Annotated in this window: 10 protein-coding genes; 2 read left to right on the top strand and 8 right to left on the bottom strand. The window is 70.2% G+C overall.

Features of this window, described 5'->3' with window-relative positions; genetic code table 11:
* Positions 1–70: 70 nt before the first annotated feature.
* The 7 genes from ABZ576_RS07315 to ABZ576_RS07285 all read right to left on the bottom strand — a co-directional run bounded on the left by ABZ576_RS07315 (position 71) and on the right by ABZ576_RS07285 (position 12386).
* A complete protein-coding gene (locus tag ABZ576_RS07315) occupies positions 71–2722 on the bottom strand; it encodes an RICIN domain-containing protein (RefSeq protein WP_360736962.1) in 2652 nt (883 codons plus the stop codon).
* A 134-nt stretch (positions 2723–2856) separates the two neighbouring features.
* Complete coding sequence (locus ABZ576_RS07310; protein WP_360736959.1) at positions 2857–3963, bottom strand: ricin-type beta-trefoil lectin domain protein; 1107 nt, start codon at positions 3961–3963, stop codon at positions 2857–2859.
* A 168-nt stretch (positions 3964–4131) separates the two neighbouring features.
* Complete coding sequence (locus tag ABZ576_RS07305; protein WP_360736956.1) at positions 4132–6336, bottom strand: 1,4-beta-glucanase; 2205 nt, start codon at positions 6334–6336, stop codon at positions 4132–4134.
* 1364 nt (positions 6337–7700) lie between these two features.
* Positions 7701–8093: a type II toxin-antitoxin system death-on-curing family toxin gene (locus tag ABZ576_RS07300; protein ID WP_360736953.1), complete on the bottom strand. Its 393-nt coding sequence runs from the start codon at positions 8091–8093 to the stop codon at positions 7701–7703.
* On the bottom strand, positions 8090–8284 hold the full coding sequence (locus ABZ576_RS07295) for a ribbon-helix-helix protein, CopG family (RefSeq protein ID WP_030566796.1): 195 nt from the start codon (positions 8282–8284) through the stop codon (positions 8090–8092). The genes ABZ576_RS07300 and ABZ576_RS07295 overlap by 4 nt, the downstream gene beginning before the upstream one ends.
* Before the next feature lie 412 nt (positions 8285–8696).
* Positions 8697–10028 carry a TRAM domain-containing protein gene (locus tag ABZ576_RS07290; protein WP_360736950.1) on the bottom strand — a complete coding sequence of 444 codons (1332 nt, stop codon included), beginning with the start codon at positions 10026–10028 and terminating at the stop codon, positions 8697–8699.
* 309 nt (positions 10029–10337) lie between these two features.
* Positions 10338–12386, bottom strand: a complete 2049-nt coding sequence (locus tag ABZ576_RS07285) for an APC family permease (protein ID WP_360736948.1) — start codon at positions 12384–12386, stop codon at positions 10338–10340.
* A 374-nt stretch (positions 12387–12760) separates the two neighbouring features.
* On the opposite strand from ABZ576_RS07285, the gene ABZ576_RS07280 reads away from it, so the two are divergent.
* Positions 12761–13432 (top strand): TrkA family potassium uptake protein, encoded by a 672-nt coding sequence (locus ABZ576_RS07280; RefSeq protein WP_189305041.1) that lies wholly within the window; start codon positions 12761–12763, stop codon positions 13430–13432.
* Positions 13432–14103, top strand: a complete 672-nt coding sequence (locus tag ABZ576_RS07275; RefSeq protein WP_360736946.1) for a TrkA family potassium uptake protein — start codon at positions 13432–13434, stop codon at positions 14101–14103. The genes ABZ576_RS07280 and ABZ576_RS07275 overlap by 1 nt, the downstream gene beginning before the upstream one ends.
* A gap of 91 nt (positions 14104–14194) precedes the next feature.
* Here ABZ576_RS07275 and ABZ576_RS07270 read toward each other — a convergent pair whose 3' ends face one another.
* On the bottom strand, positions 14195–14974 hold the full coding sequence (locus ABZ576_RS07270; RefSeq protein ID WP_360736944.1) for a DUF3159 domain-containing protein: 780 nt from the start codon (positions 14972–14974) through the stop codon (positions 14195–14197).

Below are 14974 nucleotides of genomic sequence, written 5' to 3'. Positions count from 1 at the left end.
CGTAACCACTGACACCAGCCATGGCGGGGCCGCAGGCGGTAGTGCCTGCGGCCCCGCTCGGGTGCCGAGGTCAGGACGGGTCGCCGTACTGCAGGCCGCGTCCGTTGGTGCCGACGTAGACGCGGCCGTAGGTGTCGGGGTCGCCGGTGATGACACCGACGCCGCCGATGGCGCCCCACTGGTGTGCCTTGTCGTTGACGCGGAGCCAGGTGGCGCCCTTGTCGGTGGAGCGGAAGACTCCGGTGACGTCCTTGACGGTGCCGATCAGGTACAGGGCCTGGTAGCGGGCGCCCGGCTCGGCCTTGCCGAAGCCGAGGGCGGAGGCGGCCCGCACCGTCTTCAGCGTGGTGAAGGTGCGGCCGCCGTCGGTGGAGTGCAGCAGCCCCTCGGTGCCACCGGCGATCCACAGGTCTCCGGCGATGCCGGGCACCGCTGTGAGCCGGCCGGAGGGCAGACCGGTGGCGCGAGCGGTGAAGGTCGCGCCGCCGTCGGTGCTGGCGTGGAGGGTGCCGCCGGACAGTGAATAGAAGGTCCTGGCCGAGGAGCGGTCGGCGACGACCACGGCGTCGTCGCCCAGTCCCCCGACCCTCGACCAGCTGGCCCCCCTGTCGGTCGAGCGGTACGGGGCCTGGCCGGCCTGGGTCCAGACGATGGTGGAGCCGTCCGCCGCGAGCGCGACACGGCCGTCCTGGGCACCGGCCACCGGCTCTGCCTTGAAGCCGTTCCAGCTGCTGCCGCCGTCGGTGGAGTAGGCGCCGTCCTGCGCGCCGCCCCGGCCGACGCGGACCATGACCGAGGGCTTGGACTGGGCGAAGTCGATATCGGTGCTGTTGGTCATCAGCGGGTTCTTCAGCCGCCCGGAGGGCACCTTGGTCAGGTCGTCGTGCCGGAAGCCGCCCTGGTCGCCCATGGAGGTGATGACGGTGGCGCCGCCGGGCGGGGCGATCGCGTCCAGCAGCGCGGTCTCCTCCAGTCCTCGGGCACCCATGCTCCAGTGACTGGTGCCACCGCTGTCGGAGGCGCCCGCGTCCTTGCTGCGCAGGATGCCGTTGCCGGTGCCGTACAGCACGTGCCCGGAGTCGAAGGGGTCGATGGCCAGGGCGGTCATCCAGTGCCCGGTGTGGGTGCCGACGTAAGGCGCGGCGGAGGCGTCGCGCTTCGACTTGTCCGCCAGTGCCTTCCAGGTCGTGCCGCCGTCGGTGCTGCGGTAGATCTCGTCCTGGGGGTACCAGCGGCCGAGGGTGGTGACCATGACCGTGGAGGGCTTGCGCGGGTCGACGGCCAGACCGGAGAACCCGTAGTCGCCACTGGACGGGGAGATGTTCTTCCACGCGCCGCGGGCCGGCGTGTACTTCCACACCGAGCCCCCCGTCACGCCGTTGGGTCCGAGGGCGTTGGTGTACGTCAGGTACAGCGAGCCGTCACCGGAGAGCACGCCGTGTTGGGGCAGCCGGCCGGTGGGCTGCCCGGGGACGGCCTGCCAGGTGCTGCCACCGTCGGTGGAGCGGTACAGGGAGGTGGACTTGTCGCCGACACCGACGTAGATCGTCTTGCTGCCGGCCGGGCCGTACGTCACGAAGGAGACGCCCCCGCCGCTGCTCGCCCCGTCCTTGACGGGGAACGAGGAGACCTGACGCCATGTCACGCCGAAGTCGGTGCTGCGCCACAGGCCGTTCTTGCGGGTGCCCAGCAGCAGGGTGCCATGGTCGGCCGGGTCGACCACGAGCCGCTCGCCCGCCCCGCGGCCGTCCTCGTTGCCGCCCACCTTGAACGGCAGATCGGTCCGCTTGAAGGTGCGGCCCCGGTCCGTGGAGCGCAGGATCGCGCCGTTGCCCGCCCACTCGTTGGTGTAGGTGCCCGCCATGAGGTACAGCCGCTTGGGTTCGACGGGGTCGGTGGCCACCGAGTCGATGCCCAGCAGATTCCAGTCCTTCTCGCCGATCCAGTCGGTCAGCGGGATCCACTGCTCGGCCCCGGTGTCCCAGCGGTAGGCGCCGCCCATGTCGGTGCGCGCGTACAGCAGCCCCTTCTCCCGCTGGTTGAACACCAGCCCGGTGACGTAACCGCCGCCCACCACCTGGGCGTTCCTCCACACATACGGTCCTGCCGCGGCCGTGGTCCGCGCGGTGCCGGATCCCGACGCCAAGGTCCGGTCCGCCTTCACCAGCTTCCACTGCTGACGGGCGCCGCCCCGGCCCGGATACTGGACGACCGCCGCGCCCTGGGCCGTGGAGCCCCCCGAGACGCCCAGGACCTGCCCGCTCCTGCGGGAGGTGAGGATGACCGCGTCGGAACCGCTCACCTCGCTGATCCGCCACTCCTGGGACGGGGCGGAGCTGTCGGTCTGCTGCTCGGCGGCGGCCCCCTGAGCTCTGGAATCGCCCGCTATACCCAGCACCTTGCCGCTGTTGCGGTTCACCAGCTCGTAGTAGCCGTCGCCCGTGGGCCGCAGCCTCCACTGCTGGTTGGCGCTGTTCTCGTCGGTCCACTGCCGGATGCGGGTGCCGTCGGCGGTGGAGAAGCCGTCGACGTCCAGCACCTTGCCGCTGCGCACGGAAACCAGCCGGTAGTAGGCATCGCCGTCGACCGTCGCGGCCTGCGAGTCCTCCTGCGCGAACAGGAGGTACGGCACGAGGACGGCGGGCACACCGAGCACCAGACCAGTGGCGGTCCAGCGGCGGCGGTGACGCCCGCGGCGCCCGCCGTTCGTGGGGCGGTTCATGGGGAGGCGTTCTCCTTGCATGCTGTACACGTGGGAATCCGGATCCCAGCCACCGAACTGGCCGGATCCGATTCCTTGTCGTCACAGGCTGTGCAAAGGGTTGCCGTGATCAGGGCGTGGATCCCGGGGCGGGGTCATCCGGCGGTCAGAGTGGTCCACTTCTGGTTGGAGCCGCCGTTGCAGTCCCACAGTTGGAGCTGCGTGCCGTCGGCCGTGGAGGAGCCCGGAACGTCGAGGCAGCGGCCCGATGCGGGGTTGCGGTAGCCGCCGTTGTAGGGCTGCCATACCTGGTTGGCGCCGCCGTGACAGGACCAGAGCTGCACCTTGGTTCCGTTCGCGGTGCCCCAGCCGGCGGCGTCGAGGCACTTGCCCAGGGAGCGCAGCGTGCCGTCGGTGTAGGCGGACCACACCTGGTTGGCACCGCCGCCACAGCTCCACGTCTGGACGGCGGTCCCGTCGGCTGTGGCGGCGCCTTTGACGTCCATGCACTTGCCGGCGATGCCGGACTGTACGCGGGCGGGGGCGGGTGCGGGGTTCTTCAGCCATCCGGCGCTGTCCGCGGCCCGGACGCCGCGGTGGAAGGCGTCGGCCATCTTCTGGTAGCCCGAGTCGTTGGGGTGCAGGGAGTCGGCCAGGTCTGCCGTGGTGAGGCTGCTCATGTCGACGTGGGCGACGTGTTTGCCCGCGGCCTGTGCCTCGCTGACGATTTGGCGGGTGGCCTGGTTGTACGCGCCCCGCAACCGCTCCTCCGAGCTGCTGGTGGACACGACCAGGGAGGCGACGAGGACGGTTGCGTCCGGGACGTCGGCGGTGATCTGGTTGACCAGCGACTTCAGCCGGGCGGTGGCGGTGTTGACTTCGGAGGCCCCTTGGAGGTCGTTGGTGCCGATGTGCAGCGTGACGACATTGGGCCGGTAGCGGGTGAGTGAGGCGTCGACGAGTGTGGCGATCTGGTCGATGCGGTAGCCCGAGTGGCCCTCGTTGTCGGGATCGGACATCGAACCGGCCCGCCCGGTGCCCACGAAGTCCAGCGGGTGGCCGTCCGCCGCGAGTCTGTCCCACAACGGTGCCCGGTAGCCGTTGCCCGTACTGCTTCCCACACCCCAGGTTATCGAGTCGCCCAACGGCATGACCCGTAAAGGCGTGTCGGAGGCGGCGGAGGCAGGGGTCACACCTGTCGCCGTCAGCCCGAGCAGGGCGGAGACAAGCGTGGCCAGGGGCAGGAGCCGAGACTTTTTCATGGAGTTCCTTCTCTTTTGCGGGTGATTGCTGTTCAGCGGGGCTGACCGTCGAAGACGAGGGCGCTGTGCCGGTCGTTGCCGCTGAGGGAGGCGGTCTCCCGGCGGGTGGCCGGGTGCGGCGTCGGGTGCGGTGGACGGTGAGGACGGCGCCGGTGCCGCTGTGGCGCGTCAGACGGGCTCTCCGTACTGCACGCCGCGTCCGTTGGTGGCGATGTAGACCCGTCCGTACACACGCGGGTCACCGGTGATGGCGGCTCCGGTCCAGCCCCACTGGTGACGGTCGTCGTTGATCCGTGTCCAGGTCTTCGCCTCGTCGTCGGAGCGGTACACGGCGGTGATGGTGCCGATGGCGCCGACCATGTACATCGCCGGGTAGGAGGCGCCCCTGGCGGCCTTGCCGAAGCCCAGGGTGTGTGAGGCGTGGCAGCTGGTGATCTTGGTGAAGGTGGTGCCGCCGTCGGTCGAGCGGTGGAGCCCGTTGCCCTTGAGGCTGAGCCACAGCTCGCCGGTGCGGCCGGGTGCCGCGACCAGCTGGAACTCGGGGTCGCCCGTGCTCAGGCCGGAGGCCCGCGCGGTGAAGGTCCGGCCGCTGTCGGTGCTGGCGAAGAGTGTGCCGGTGGTGGTGTCGAAGGCGTAGCAGCGGGCGGGGTCGAGGGGGTCGGCGACGGGTGCGGCTCCCTTGGGGCAGGTGGGGATCTCGGTCCAGGTGGCGCCGTTGTCGGTTGAGCGGTGGGTGGGGTTGGCGGTGCCGAAGGACCACAGCAGCACACTGCCGTCGGCGTTGGTGGCGATCGGGCCGGGTGCGCTCTTGGCAGGGGCCGGCTGGGTTGTGAAGGGGGTCCAGGTCTTGCCGCCGTCGTTCGAGTAGGCGCCGTTGCCGTGGTCGCCCCAGCCGGCCCGGACCACGTAGGAGGGTGTGGCGGTGGCGAGGGACAGACCGGTGCTGGTGCCGAAGACGGGGTTGGACGCCATGCCGCGCGAGGGCGAGGCCGTGAGCCGCTCGTGGTACATCACGCCGATGTCCCCGGAGCCGCTGAGCAGGTGGGCCTGCCCGGTGGGAGGCGAGATCAGCTGGCGTACGGACGCCTCTTCCACCCCGCGGACCTGCGGGGCGAAGTGCTTGAGGTCGCGGGTGCCGTAAAGGGTGGCGCCGGTGCCGTAGACGACGTGCCGGGAGTCGAACGGGTCCAGTGCGACGGCCTGGATCCACCAGCCGAACTTCGGCTTGTCCGCACCCCACGTGAGGTAGGGCGTCTCGGAGACGTCGAGGACGGCACTGTCCTTCAGGGACGTCCAGGTGCGGCCGCCGTTGACGGAGCGGAAGATGGTGTCGACGTCGGACCAGCGGTTGTTGGTGGAGACGACGAGCGTGCCCGGGCGGCGGGCGTCCACGGCGACACCGCCGTAGCCGAACGAGTCGGCGGAGCCGTCGGCCCTCGTGCCGCCCGGCTTCACCGGGGTGACCTCACTCCACTTCCCGCTGCTGGTCCGCAGCTTGTGCACACTGCCGTCGGACTGCCCGTTCGGGCCCGGGGCGTTGGCGTACGTCACGTACAGCTCACGCGTGTGCCGGTCGTAGGCGGCCCGGATCGGGACCTTGGCGGCGGTGCCGGACGGCTGCCCCGGGACGGCCTCCCAGGTGACGCCGTCGGACGTGCGGTACAGGTTGGGCTTGTCGGCGCTGCCGTCGGAGTCGCCCCAGCCGGCGTAGACCGTACGGCCCGCGGCGACGAGGAAGGTGATGCCCTGGCCGCTGGCGCCGGGGGCGGCCGGGAAGCTCGCGGCCTTCCACGTGGCGCCCCGGTCCGCCGACTTGAGCAGCCCGTCGTGCCGGGTGCCCAGCCACAGGGTGTCGCTGTCGCGCGGATCGACGAGGAGGCGCTCCCCGCAGCCCCGGCCGTCCTCGTTGGCCCCGAGCTTCACGTTCAGATCGGTACGCTTCCAGGTCGCACCGCGGTCATCCGAGCGCAGCACGGCCCCGTTTCCGGCCCAGACCTGCGTGTACGCGCCCAGAGACAGATACACGCGGTTCGGATGCGCCGGGTCGACGGCCACGGCCTCCACGCCCAGCAGATTCCAGTCGTCCCAGCCCAGGTGGTCGGTCAGCGGGATCCACCGGCCGGCCCGGTCGTCCCACCGGTAGGCACCGCCGATGTCGGTCCGCAGGTAGGCCAGCCCGCGCACGGAGGGATGGAACAGCACCCCGGTGATGAACCCGGTACCGCCCTGGACCACGTTGCGCCAGCGGTATCCACTCTTCGCGGGAGTGGCGGCGGCTTGCGCGCGCCTCTGGGCCAGCGGCAGGGAGACGGCCGCGGCTGCGACAGCCGTCCCAGCGAGTACGGCTCTTCTGCTGATGTAGGGCGTGCGCATGACATACCTCTTCCTCGTGCGAAGCAGACGGAGGGAGCGACGCCCCTACGGGCGCGGGGACCTTGCCGGGCAGTCGGCCGCCGAGCCGTTCTCCGACGGAAGGTCCGGCTGTGCCGCATCGCCGGCCATGCGCGTCGAAAGCAGCTTGTCGGCGGACACGGCCTAGGTGGCGCCCTCGCGCGCCCCGCTGTCCGGCCTGCCCCAGGCGGTGAGCGGCGGCATCCCACCGGCCACCGCTGCGGTGGCGGACGCCGTGGAGGGGAGGAAGCCTCTCCCGCCGGGTCCGGAACAGGCGGAGGCGGCGTTCGGCGTCATCGCGTCAACCCTTCATGGCGCACCGGGACACCCGGCGAGGTCCGTCGGTTGCGGTGTCGTGACTCGCATTGGCTGAGCTGAGAGCAGACATCCCATTACTGCGACGTGATGCACAATCGAAGCGCTTCGATGCTGCTGCGAGGTTAGGTGAAGGCATGAGGGTGCACAAGGGCCGCTCCCGAGATTACTTCGGGGTACGACGAAGGGGTCAGCGCGCTCTGTTCAACGCGTCGAGGCCGATCTCCTGACACGCTCCTGGAGCTCTGACGAGCATCGAAGCGCTTCACTTCCTTCTGCCCACTTGCCGCACGGCACCACGGTCGTTGCGCGGTCGCAACGACCGTTCGCGAACCGCATCGACACCCCTCCGTCACGGCTCACCCTCGGCGAGAAGAGGGGCCCCCGCACCAGCTCACGCCCGCCGTCGAGCGCCCGGCCGTCGACTGGATTCCGCACCGGGCCAGGAGCCCTGCACGGCTCGCCTGGAGGCGCAGGCAACCGTCTCGCCCAGGCGGTCGGGGCGGTGAGGCAGTATCCAAGCCAATGGGGCAGACAGCGCGTTCACTTCACTGTCACCGCCTGGACCGACACACCGCCGAACCATTCCGAGCCCGCGGGCCGGCATCCAGCCGAAGCCGTTCACCGCAGCACGGACGCCCTTTGATGCGCTTCACCTAATGAGTGGAGTCCATGAGGATCCTCTGACGATCACGTCGATTCGACAGCCGCCACAGGAACGCCGGTCGGACAGCCTTCGCGAGCCAAGAAGGTGCCCCACACCGTGCGCTCGGGGAAACAGGTCGAGTCAACCCGGCCGCACAGGAGGTGTCTATGAGAGCCGCAGGTCAGAGGCCCTTCGCTGCGGGCTCAAGAATCGCCACGCACTCACGTGATGCGTCAGCGGAAGCATGTCACCCGGGCCAAGGTATATGAAGCAATCCGCTGAACGAACAGACCCCAAGTCTGCGGAATCGGTCTGTCCGGCGGACTCCATGGAGCCAGCAATACTTACGGAACCTCATCCCGTCCCCACCGCACGACGTCGAACGTCAGGAGATGGGGAACCAGGCCGACAGGCGCTTGGCAATAGCCGGTACATCGATGTTGTCCTGCGCGACTTCCTCGACGAACGGGCCAGCCACGGAGACGGGTGGCGGGGCGGTACTGGCGCTGACGCCGTTGAACCGCAGGAAGACACGCATGGCAAGCCAGGCGGTGCGCTTGTTGCCGTCGATCAGCGCGTGATTGCGAGCGACGGAGTGCAGCAGTGCCGCCGCCTTCTCGTGCAGCGTGGGATACAGCTCGGCCCCGAACACGTTCGTTCGGGGCCGTTCGATCGCTGACACCAAAAGTCCCATGTCACGCACGCTGTGCTCGGTATCGTTGACCGTGCGAGCGATGGCCAGGATCTCGTCGATATGGATGTAGCGCACTTGGGTCACTTCAGGTAGTCCAGGATCTCCGCATCGCTGTCCATCAGCTCGGCCAGGACGTCATCGACCTTCAGCTCGGCCCGGTGCTGGGCGTCACGGATGGCCTCGATGGCAAGTTCCTGCTTGCTGCGACCCTCCCGACGAGCCCGCTCGGTGAGCTTCGCGTCAAGGTCTTCGGGGAGTCGGAGTGTCATCGCCATACAGGAATGATACCGGACTGGTATCTGAGTGGCGAGGTGATACCAGCCACTCAAGACCTCGGACCACGACGCCGTCCTTGGTGGCCCGGTCGGGCCGCGGTCTCGGTTCGGAGGCGCGTGCGACGAGGTAGCAGCACCCGCCGCCGCTGGCGAGGTGCAGTCGCCCCCCCCGAACCGGAGTCCTTGCCCCGCGCCGACGGCCCCGGTCTGCGGCCCAGGGCCGGAGAGCTCCGAGGTTGAGGCTTCCGATATTCGAGCGTCAAAAATTCTGCATTGCGCATCGCCACGTCGCCGCGAGACCCACGCCGGCCGTTGAATCTGCAGCTCAGAGCGTTCTGCACAAGCGAACCTAAGTCGACGCATTCCGCGAGCGAAAAAGATCGAGCTGACCCCCTGAAATGCAAACGGCAGGTCAGAGGCCCTTCTCGGCAGGCTCCAAAATCGCCACGCACTCCACGTGGTGCGTCATAGGAAACAGATCGAACGCCCGCAGCGTCCGCACCCGGTACCCGCCCTCCCGGAAGTAGCCCAGGTCCCGGGCGAGCGCGGCGGGGTCGCAGGCGACGTAGGCGATGCGGCGGGCGCCCAGGGACGTGAGGTGGGTGACCGTGTTGCGGCCGGCGCCGGCGCGGGGCGGGTCCAGGACGATGAGGTCGACCTCCGTGATGCCCGTGCGCGGCAGCACCGACTCGACCTTGCCCTGCTCGATGCGGACCCGCGGGAAGTCGGCCAGGTTGTGCCGCGCGTCCTCCACCGCCCGCTTGCCGGACTCGATGCCGAGGACCGCGCCCTTCTCACCGAGGCGGTCGGCGAGGGCACCGGCGAAGAGGCCGACGCCGCAGTACAGGTCGAGGGCCGTCTCACCCTTGCGTGGCAGGAGTCCCTGCATCACCGCCGTGACGAGCGTGTCCGCCGCCTTCGGGTGGACCTGCCAGAACCCGCCGCCGCCCACCCGGTGGGTACGGCCGTCGGCGCGTTCGCGGACGAAGGGCCGGCCGTGGACGCGGTGCACACCGCCGGACTTCTCGTCGACCCGGAGGACCGACACCGGCTTGTCCAGCTCGACCAGGGGGAGGCGGCCACCGGGGCGCGGGGTGAGGATCACCTGGCGGTCCTGGGAGCCGGTCGCCGCGATCGCCTCGACCGTCTCCATGCCGGGCCAGTCCCGCTTCTCGATGCCGAGCTCGCTCACGCCCTCGGCCGCGATCATGCAGTGGTCGATGGGCTCCACCTCGTGCGAGCGGTGCTTGCGCAGGCCCGCCTTGCCCGTCGAGGCGTCGACGGCGTACTGCACCCGGGTGCGCCACTGCGGGACCTGGCCGGCGGGCAGCTTGTCGCCCTCGGCCGGGACCACCGTGCCGTCCCAGCCCGCCTCCTCGGCGGTGAGGCCGGCGAGCCGCTGGAGCTGTTCGGCGATGACCTCGGCCTTCAGCCGGCGCTGTGCGCCCGGCTTGGCGTGCTGCCAGTCGCAGCCGCCGCAGCGGCCGGGGCCGGCGAAGGGGCAGGGCGCCTCGATGCGGTCCTTGGACGCCTCCAGGATGCGCACGGCGTCCGCGCGCAGGAAGCGGGCGCCCTCCTCGCCCTCGGTCACCCGGGCCACGACCCGCTCGCCCGGCAGCGCGTGCCGGACGAACAGCACCTGCCCCTCGGACGTACGGGCGATGCAGTGACCGCCGTGGGCGACGGGGCCGATCTCGACCTCGTACTCCTCCCCCACCAGCGACTTCTTCGGTTCTGCGGGCATGGTGGGGGTGACTCCAGATCGAGAGGGGGGCGGCCCCGCGCGGGGGCCCGACAACAGCCCACCAGTCTACGGCCTCCGCGCCCCGCCCGGTCCCCGGCGGACGGCTCGTCGGGCCTCCCCGCGTTACCCAAAGGCGGACGGCTCCTCGGCCCCCGCGCCAGTCCCCGCCGACGGCTCCTCGGCCCCCGCACCGGTCCCCGGCCAACGGCTCCCGGGACCCCGCGCCGGTCCTCTGCGCACGGCCACCGGGGCCCCGCGCCGGCCCTCTGCGGACGGCTACCGGGACCCCCGCCCCGCCTCAGTCCCGCCTCAGTCCTTGACGGACGGCTCCTTGGGGCGTTCCACGGCCGGGCCGCGCCGGACCGCGCCCGGTGCGTTCCACTCCTGCCGCTTGCGGGCGCGCAGCTTGGCGGCCTCGGAGGAGGCCAGCTGGTAGGGCACGGAGGTGACCATCACGCCGGGTGTGAACAGCAGCCGGCCCTTCAGGCGCAGTGCGCTCTGGTTGTGCAGCAGGTGCTCGTACCAGTGGCCGACCACGTACTCGGGGATGATCACGGAGACCGCGTCGCGCGGCGACTCCTTGCGCAGGCTCTTGACGTACTCGATGATCGGCCGCGTGATCTCGCGGTACGGCGAGTCCAGCACCTTCAGCGGCACGTCGATCCCGCGCCGCTCCCACTCCTCGCGCAGCGCCTTGGTCTCGGCCGGGTCGACGTTGACCGTCAGCGCCTCCAGGGTGTCGGAGCGCATCAGCTTGGCGTAGGCCAGGGCGCGCAGCGTCGGGCGGTGGATCTTGGAGATCAGCACGACCGAGTGGACGCGGGAGGGGCGGACCATGTCGTCGCTCGGGCCGTCGGGGGCGGCGATCTCGTCGGCGACCCGGTCGTAGTGCTTCCGGATCGCGGTCATCGTCGCGTAGAAGATGACCATGCCGAGCAGGGCCACCCAGGCGCCGTGCGTGAACTTGGTGACCAGGACGACGACGAGCACGAGGCCGGTGAAGAAGGCGCCGAACGTGTTGATCGCGCGGGAGCGGATCATCAGCCGGCGCTTGGCCGGGTCCTTCTCGACCGCCAGGTGGCGGTTCCAGTGCCGGACCATGCCGGTCTGGCTGAGCGTGAAGGACACGAACACGCCGACGATGTACAGCTGGATCAGGCGGGTGGAGTCCGCGCCGTAGATGAACACGAGCAGCATCGCCGCGCCGGCCAGCAGCACGATGCCGTTGGAGAAGGCGAGGCGGTCACCGCGGGTGTGCAGCTGGCGCGGGAGGTAGCGGTCCTGGGCGAGGATCGAGCCGAGCAGCGGGAAGCCGTTGTAGGCGGTGTTGGCGGCCAGGAACAGGACCAGGGCGGTGGCGGCGGCGAGCAGGATGAACAGGAAGCTGCCCTTGCCGAAGACCGCCTCGGCGACCTGGGAGATCACCGGGTTCTGGACATAGTCGGAACCGACCGGGACGCCGTTGTGCAGCAGGTCGGTGGCCGGCTTCTCGGCCATGCGGACCTTGGTCACCATCGCCAGCGCGATGATGCCGCAGAACATGGTGACGGCCAGCAGGCCCATCAGGGCGAGCGTGGTCGCGGCGTTCTTCGACTTCGGCTTGCGGAAGGCCGGTACGCCGTTGGAGATCGCCTCGACGCCGGTGAGGGCCGCACAGCCGGAGGAGAAGGCACGCAGCAGCAGGAAGACGAGGGCGAAACCCGCGAGGCCCTGGTGCTCGGCCTTGATGTGGAAGTCGGCCGTCGGGGCCCGCATGGTGTCGCCGAGGAGCAGACCGCGGGCGGCGCCCCACGCGATCATGATGAAGACGCCGCCGACGAAGACGTAGGTCGGGATGGCGAAGAGCTTGCCCGACTCTTTCACGCCACGCAGGTTCATCAGCGTCAGCAGCACGATCACGGCGACCGCGCAAAGCACCTTGTGCTCGACCACGAAGGGGATCGCCGAGCCCAGGTTCTCGATGCCGGAGGAGATGGAGACGGCGACGGTCAGGACGTAGTCGACGAGCAGGGCGCTGGCGACGGTGAGCCCGGCCTTGGGGCCGAGGTTGGTGGTGGCGACCTCGTAGTCGCCGCCGCCGCTCGGATAGGCGTGGACGTTCTGCCGGTAGGAGGCGACGACGGTGAACATCAGCACGACGACCGCGACCGCGATCCAGGGGCTGAAGTGGTACGCCGACACGCCCGCGATGGACAGGACCAGCAGGACCTCCCCCGGCGCGTAGGCGACGGAGGACAGCGGGTCGGAGGCGAAGACGGGGAGTGCGATGCGCTTCGGCAGGAGCGTTTCGCCCAGCCGGTCACTGCGCAGTGCGCGCCCGATCAGGATCCGTTTGGGCACGTCGGTCAGTTTGGACACGAGAGAGGATCGTAAGCCTTCGAACTGGCACCCGCCCACCCGGCGTGCTGTATCTGCCTCACGAGTGAAATCGGGGGCGCGCGGAACTACGGAATCCGTGCTCTGTGTGCCCCGCGTGCCTAGATGGCAAACCCCGCTTGTCGTCGCCCTTCGGAGGTTCCATGCCCGCGACCGCGGAGCTGATCGGGGCACTGTCGGCCCTCTTCGGCCTCGGAATCCTGACCCTGTGCAGCGTGCGCAGCATCACTCGCCGGCGGTCGCCGCCGCCCCCCGCCGCACAGGGGTGCCCCCCGCGCGGCGCCCGTGTGTAGCTTTGGGCGTCGGTCTGAGACCCTGATCCAGAGCAGTAACTTTTGGACACCGGAAGGACGGTCGTGCACATCGTCATCATGGGCTGCGGACGAGTAGGTTCCGCTCTCGCCCAGACCCTGGAGCAACAGGGACACACGGTCGCCGTGATCGACCAGGACCCCACCGCCTTCCGTCGGCTGGGCCCGGGATTCGGGGGCCGCAGGGTCACCGGGGTCGGCTTCGACCAGGACACCCTGCGCGAGGCGGGCATCGAGGAGGCCGGCGCCTTCGCGGCCGTCTCCAGCGGTGACAACTCCAACATCATCTCGGCGCGCGTGGCCCGCGAGATGTTCGGCGTGGAGAACGTGGCCGCCCGCATCTACGACCCGCGCCGCGCCGAGGTCTACCAGCGCCTGGGCATCCCCACGGTGGCCACCGTCCGCTGGACCGCCGACCAGATGCTGCGCCGTCTGCTGCCGTCCGGCGCCGAGCCGCTGTGGCGTGATCCCACCGGTGGGGTCCAGCTCGCCGAGGTGCACGCCTCCGCCAAGTGGGTCGGCCACAAGATCAGCAAGCTGCAGGAGGAGACGGGCGTCCGGGTGGCGTTCCTGACCCGTCTGGGCGAAGCCATCCTGCCCACCTCGCAGACGGTGCTCCAGGAGGGCGACCTCGTGCACGTGATGATGCGGACGGACGACGTCGAGAAGGTCGAGGCGGCGTTCGCCGGGGGCCCGGAAGAGGAGGGCGGTCACTGATGAGGGTCGCCATTGCCGGAGCCGGCGCCGTCGGCCGCTCGATCGCGGGCGAGCTGCTGGAGAACGGCCACGAGGTCCTGCTGATCGACAAGGCGCCCACGGCCATCTCGGTCGAGCGCGTCCCACAGGCGGAGTGGCTGCTCGCCGACGCCTGCGAGATCACCTCCCTGGACGAGGCGGCGCTCCAGCGCTGCAACGTCGTGATCGCCGCGACCGGCGACGACAAGGTCAACCTGGTCGTGTCGCTGCTCGCGAAGACGGAGTACGGCGTCCCGCGCGTCGTCGCCCGGGTCAACAACCCGAAGAACGAGTGGCTCTTCAACGAGTCCTGGGGCGTCGATGTCGCCGTCTCCACGCCGCGTCTGATGTCCGCCCTGGTCGAGGAGGCGGTCAGCGTCGGCGACCTGGTCCGGCTGCTCCGCTTCAGCCACGGCGACGCCAACCTCGTCGAGCTGACCCTGCCCGAGGAGTCGGCCCTGGCCGGCACGCAGGTCGGCGACGTCCACTGGCCGGAGGACACCTCCCTGGTCACGATCATCCGTGGCACCCGGGTGCTGACCCCCTCCAAGGAGGACTCCCTGGAGGCGGGTGACGAGCTGCTCTTCGTGGCCGCCCAGGCCCGGGAGGAACAGCTGGAGGAACTGCTGTCGGTGCGCCGCGAGGAAGCCTGACGCACACGCGGATCCGCCCCCTTCCGACGCGTGAGCCGGGAGGGGGCGGACGTGTTCCGGGGGCCGGGGTACGGGGGCGGGCCCCGGCCGGTCAGCCGTCCCGGCGGTGCCTGCCGCCGGCCGACTCGGCAGCGGCCTTCTCCGCGGCGGCTTTCTCCTCGGCCGCTTTCTCCTCGGCCGCCTTCTCCGCCGCCTCCATCTCCGCGAAGACGTCGATGGGCGCGGGAGCCTTGGCCAGGAAGACCCAGGTCAGCCATACCGCGAGCAGGAACGGCGGGATCTTCAGGGCGACCAGCACCCAGCCGAGCTGCGTGGTGTCGGCCCACCAGTACAGCGGGAAGAGGATCGCGCACTTGGCCAGCAGGATCAGGCCCCAGGCCCAGCTGGCCTTGGCGTACGCCTTCTTCCGGCCGGGGTTGCGGGTGCGCCAGGAGAGGTTCTCCTTGAAGACCGGGCCCAGGATGAGGCCGATCAGCGGCACGCCGGCGAGGGTCGTGATGATGTACGCCAGCCCCAGACCCAGCGTGTAGAGCATGCCGGGCAGGTAGAAGTCCTTGGCGTTGCCGGTGAACATCGCGAACACGACGCCGAAGGCCACGCCGAAGACACCGCTGAAGGCGTGCTTGACGGTGTCCTTGCGCACCAGCCGCACCGCGACCAGGATCAGGGAGACGGCCAGGGCGGCGATCGCCGAGACGTGCAGGTCCTTGTCGATCGTGAAGATCGACACGAAGAGCAGGCCCGGCAGGACCGTCTCGACCATGCCGCGGACACCGCCGAACGCCTCGAACAGCGCGGCCTCGGTGACCGCGCGGGCGTTGTCGGGCTGAGTCTGGTCGGTGTCTTCGGTCGGCTTGTCGAGGGACGTCAC

The organism is Streptomyces sp. NPDC013455, from assembly GCF_040632975.1.
Lineage (GTDB): Bacteria > Actinomycetota > Actinomycetes > Streptomycetales > Streptomycetaceae > Streptomyces.
This window is presented reverse-complemented; position numbering and strand designations above follow the sequence as displayed.